General features: G+C 58.0%; 5 protein-coding genes. All 5 read left to right on the top strand.

Features of this window, described 5'->3' with window-relative positions; all coding sequences use genetic code 11:
• Positions 1 to 134 precede the first annotated feature (134 nt).
• The 5 genes from AUC60_RS26865 to AUC60_RS26845 all read left to right on the top strand — a co-directional run bounded on the left by AUC60_RS26865 (position 135) and on the right by AUC60_RS26845 (position 4,618).
• Positions 135 to 764 (top strand): DUF1780 domain-containing protein, encoded by a 630-nt coding sequence (locus tag AUC60_RS26865; RefSeq protein WP_087274549.1) that lies wholly within the window; start codon positions 135 to 137, stop codon positions 762 to 764.
• Entirely contained in the window at positions 761 to 1,270 is a 510-nt protein-coding gene (locus AUC60_RS26860; protein WP_087274547.1) for an MOSC domain-containing protein, read from the top strand. The genes AUC60_RS26865 and AUC60_RS26860 overlap by 4 nt, the downstream gene beginning before the upstream one ends.
• Positions 1,271 to 1,298: 28 nt before the next feature.
• Positions 1,299 to 1,472 carry a DUF3094 family protein gene (locus AUC60_RS26855; protein ID WP_087274545.1) on the top strand — a complete coding sequence of 58 codons (174 nt, stop codon included), beginning with the start codon at positions 1,299 to 1,301 and terminating at the stop codon, positions 1,470 to 1,472.
• A 72-nt stretch (positions 1,473 to 1,544) separates the two neighbouring features.
• On the top strand, positions 1,545 to 2,843 hold the full coding sequence (locus AUC60_RS26850) for an NAD(P)/FAD-dependent oxidoreductase (protein ID WP_087274543.1): 1,299 nt from the start codon (positions 1,545 to 1,547) through the stop codon (positions 2,841 to 2,843).
• A gap of 275 nt (positions 2,844 to 3,118) precedes the next feature.
• A complete protein-coding gene (locus tag AUC60_RS26845; RefSeq protein ID WP_087274542.1) occupies positions 3,119 to 4,618 on the top strand; it encodes a methyl-accepting chemotaxis protein in 1,500 nt (499 codons plus the stop codon).
• Positions 4,619 to 4,651: the final 33 nt, after the last annotated feature.

Raw genomic sequence — 4,651 nt, 5'->3', positions numbered from 1 at the left:
CAGCTCCTACAGGTCCTATGTTTGCCGCAAGCCAGAGCAGTGCTCTGACGATCGGGGCCGCTTCTACCTGTGCTGTATTCGAAATGCGTAGCAGCATCTTCCAGTTGTAGCTATTAGAACGCTAAGCTTGGCCAATGGATGACTCAGACTACCTACGCCTGCTCACGATCCAGGCCGAACAAGCCAACGCGTTTCTTTCCAATGCGCGAAAGTGGGAGCGTGAGCGATGGGTTTGTGAGCGTTTACTGCAGGGTTTGAACATCCCGCATCGTCACGAAGACTTCACCGCTGCCGGGCAGGAACCGCCTGATGTGCTGTTTCGTGATGCCTGTTTCGAAGTGTTTTTTGTCCTCGATGAAGGCCGACGCCTGAACGACGAATGGCGTGAAGAACTGGCGCGAAGGCGTGGCGCGTTTTCCCTGAGCCAACTGGTGCGCCGCGAAGCCAAACCCAAACGTATTCCTGCCAGTGAGCTGCTACAGCGCCTGGGGCCGACGTTGCGTAAAAAAGCCAGTAACTACAACGAACGCGGCATTGATACAGGACAGCTGGACATCATTGCGTTCGCCAGCCTTAAACGCGAAGTGCTGGATTTGAACAGCCACTTCCCGCCGCCCACCGAATATCTGCGCCAGGGCTGGCGCTCGCTGTCACTGGTCGGGCCGACCTTTGCCAGAGTGCTGTATGCCCACCCCGATGCACCGGATTTTCTGCGGACCAATCTGGGGCGCAGCGTAGTCTTTGATGTTGGAATCAGTTTATGAGCCCTCTGCAAGAGCTGTTGGCCGACGTACCGCAAACCGGTCGGGTGCGCTGGATCGGGGTGCGCCCTGAATCCCGTGGCGAAATGGTTGAGCTGGAGGCGGTGGAAGCTCGCCGCGAAGCGGGCCTGACCGGCGATCATGCGCGCCCCGGCCCTCGCAATGCGCGACAGGTCACGTTGATTCAATGGGAACATCTGGCGGTGGTCAGCTCCTTGCTGAATCGCGCTGAGGATCAACCCATCGTGCCGCAGGACCTGCGCCGCAACCTGGTGATCAGCGGCATCAACCTGTTCAGCCTCAAAGGCCGTCGATTCAAAATCGGCCAGTCGATCCTCGAGACCACCGGCTGGTGTCAACCTTGTGCGCGGCTGGAGCAACGTCTGGGCCATGGGACCTTTCAGGCGGTACGTGGGCATGGCGGAATTACCGCACGAGTGATACAAAGCGGCATCATTCGTCTAGATGATTCGTTACGGGTCGAACCGCTCGAACTGATTGTCGAATAACGCAGTTGCCCTCTTTTCTGAGGCTCCTATGTCCAGTCACCTGAAACCCGAAGACCAAAAGCGTGTCGAAGAGTACCTGCAAGCCCCCCAGCATCAAGTCGAGCGCCGGCCTTTTCGGCCATGGCTGCTCCTGAGCGTGGTGGTTGCGGTGGTGATTGGCCTTGGCTTGTTGAGCCGTTTGTTGAGTTATCTGACGCTATGAGCAGCAGCAAAACAGCGCTCGCGCAGATCGACTCACTCCCCCCGAATTCCTTAAACCTTATGAGATATCCCTATGACTCATCGTATTGTCATCGTTGGCGGCGGCGCTGGCGGTCTGGAGCTGGCCACCCGCCTGGGTAAGACCCTGGGCAAAAAAGGCACAGCCAGCGTGACTCTGGTCGACGCCAACCTGACCCACATCTGGAAACCGCTGCTGCACGAAGTCGCCGCGGGCTCGCTCAATTCCTATGAAGATGAGCTGAACTACGTGGCTCAGGCCAAGTGGAACCACTTTCAGTTTCAGCTGGGCAAAATGACCGGGCTGAACCGTGAAGCACGACAGATTCATCTGGCAGCGACTCTGGATGAAGACGGTCTGGAACTTGTTCCTGCGCGCAGTCTGGAATATGACTCGCTGGTGATTTCAGTCGGCAGCACCACCAACGACTTCAACACGCTGGGCGCAGCCGAACACTGCCTGTTTCTGGACTCGCGTAAACAAGCCGAGAAATTCCACCAACAACTGCTCAATCACTACCTGCGCGCCCACGCCGGGCAAACCGACACCGCTCAGGAAATCACCGTGGCCATCGTTGGCGCAGGTGCAACGGGTGTTGAGCTGGCGGCTGAACTGCATAACGCCGCTCACGAGCTGGCTGCTTACGGACTGGGCCGCATCAAGCCGGAAAACCTGCGCATCACTGTGATCGAAGCCGGCCCACGTGTATTGCCTGCACTGCCGGAACGCATCGGCGGGCCAGTGCATAAAACTCTGGAGAAACTCGGTGTTACGGTGCTGACCGATGCGGCGGTCAGTGAAGTGACTGCCGACTCGTTGATTACCGCGAGCGGCCTGGTGATCCCGGCCACGCTCAAGGTCTGGGCAGCGGGCATTCGTGCACCCGGTTTCCTGCAGGAAATCGACGGGCTGGAAACCAACCGCATCAACCAGTTGCAAGTGCTGCCAACGCTGCAAACCACTCGCGATGAAAACATCTTCGCCTTTGGTGACTGCGCAGCCTGCCCGCAAAAAGGCTCGGATCGCAACGTCCCGCCGCGCGCCCAGGCCGCGCATCAGCAAGCGTCGCTGCTGGTCAAATCGCTCAAACTGCGTATTGAAGGCAAGCCGCTGCCGGACTACAAGTACACCGACTACGGCTCGCTGATCTCCCTGTCGAAGTTCTCGGCGGTGGGTAACCTGATGGGCAATCTGACCGGCAGCGTCATGCTCGAAGGCTGGCTGGCGCGCATGTTCTACATCTCCTTGTATCGCATGCACCAAATGGCGCTGTATGGCACCTTCCGCACCCTGATGCTGATGCTCGGCAGCCGTATCGGCAAAGGGACCGAGCCGAGAATGAAGTTGCATTAATAACCGCCCTTCCCTGTAAGGGCTGCCGAAGGCTGCGAAAGCGCTAACTCTGACGCATCGCTATTTTCTGCTGGAGCTCACGAGCACCGCGAGGCAGCGATAGCGTCCCGTCTGATACAACGCTATCGCGGCCTCGCGGTGCTCGTGCGCTCCTACAGGTCTACTGTATGGCGCGCGACAGCGCCAGTAATGGCATATCGCTTCTTTAGTCCCATAGACACAGGCATACTCGGCGTTCATGCGGTTCCATGAAATGGATGTTGAGGATTTGCGCTATGTCGACGGTGCCTCGTTTTACCGATCATTACCGTAAAGCCGACCGCATCATGCTCGGGCTTTTGTGGCTATGTTTTGTCTACTCCTTGGGGCTGGCGACACTTCACTCGACTTTCGGCCAAGCCGTTCTGGTCGGTGGCGGCACTGCCCTCGGGATGACTGCGTTGTATCCCGTCCTGCGCGGTACTCGCTTGTTTCGCTGCCTGACGGGCGTGGCCCTGATGGTCATGTCCGGTCTGCACATCAATCAGACGCAAGGCCTCATCGAAGTCCACTTCGGTATTTTCGCGCTGTTGGCGGTGCTGACGTTCTACCGGGACTGGCTGCCCATTGTCGTGGCTGCCGCGACCATCGCTGTTCACCATCTACTCTTCCATGTGCTGCAGCATGCAGGTTATCCGGTTTACGTGATGCAGCATCACGGCGGTTGGGATGTGGTCTTCATCCATGCCGCCTATGTCGTCGCTGAAAGCGCCATCCTGATTTATCTCGCCATCCACAGCCATCGCGAAGCCAGCGAGAATCAGGAGCTGCTGGACAAAATCCTTCAGGCCGCTGCGCGTCTGGACAAAAGAGCAGGCGTTACTGAAAGCCGCGCCGGCATGCACTCCTCCCAGCGCTTTGATGAATTCCTGGCGTTGATCACCAATACCGTGGGTGGCGTGATTCATGAAACCAGCGGTTTGAGCGACATGGGTCGCCAGCTGTCGGTCGCAGGCGAAACGCTGGACAAAGGCGCCCAGCAGCAACTGGCAGAAATCACTCGCATGGCTCACTCAATGCAAATGCTCACCACGGCACTGGATGACATCTCGCAACACGCCAGCGAAGCGCATCAGGGTGCCAACAAGGCCAATGAGCAATTGGTCAAAGGTCGCGAATCAGTCGACCAGGCCAGCAAGGACATCTCCAACCTGGAGTCGTCCATCAGCGGCGCCAACCAGAGCGTGCAATCGCTGGCAGAGCAGGCAGAAAAGATTGGCAAGGTGATCAACGTGATCCGCGAAATCGCCGAACAAACCAATTTGCTGGCGCTCAATGCCGCCATCGAAGCGGCACGTGCAGGCGAACAGGGCCGAGGGTTTGCCGTGGTTGCCGATGAAGTTCGCGGCCTGGCGCAGAAAACCGCAGGCTCGGTGGAAGAGATACGCCAGATCGTCGAATCATTGCAGAAGGAAAGCCGCACTGCAGCGGACTCGATGCGTAACAGCGGCGAAGAAGTCGGGCGCTGCGTCCAGGCTAGCCAAATGGGCTCCGAACTGTTGAAGAGCACCGTCGCCGATGTGCTGGAAATCCACCGGTTGAACGTATTAATCGCAGACACCACCGAACAGCAATCCGCTGCATCGGTGGGCATCAATGATCGCCTGACAACCGTCCACGCCATTGCGCAGAACAATGCCACGGATGTCGTAACCCTTATTCAGTGCAGCGAAGACCTTTTGCCAATGGCTAACCGGCTTCAGGCACTGGGCGCGGCGTTTGCGGTGAAGGGTTAAGGCGTTAACGGGTTGAACAGCAAACATTGGACT

The sequence above is a fragment of the Pseudomonas caspiana genome (genome assembly GCF_002158995.1).
GTDB lineage: Bacteria > Pseudomonadota > Gammaproteobacteria > Pseudomonadales > Pseudomonadaceae > Aquipseudomonas > Aquipseudomonas caspiana.
This window is presented reverse-complemented; position numbering and strand designations above follow the sequence as displayed.

Coding starts and splice junctions, on each gene's coding strand:
- AUC60_RS26865 (WP_087274549.1), top strand. CDS start 135: ATGGATGACTCAGACTACCTACGCCTGCTCACGATCCAGGCCGAACAA.
- AUC60_RS26860 (WP_087274547.1), top strand. CDS start 761: ATGAGCCCTCTGCAAGAGCTGTTGGCCGACGTACCGCAAACCGGTCGG.
- AUC60_RS26855 (WP_087274545.1), top strand. CDS start 1,299: ATGTCCAGTCACCTGAAACCCGAAGACCAAAAGCGTGTCGAAGAGTAC.
- AUC60_RS26850 (WP_087274543.1), top strand. CDS start 1,545: ATGACTCATCGTATTGTCATCGTTGGCGGCGGCGCTGGCGGTCTGGAG.
- AUC60_RS26845 (WP_087274542.1), top strand. CDS start 3,119: ATGTCGACGGTGCCTCGTTTTACCGATCATTACCGTAAAGCCGACCGC.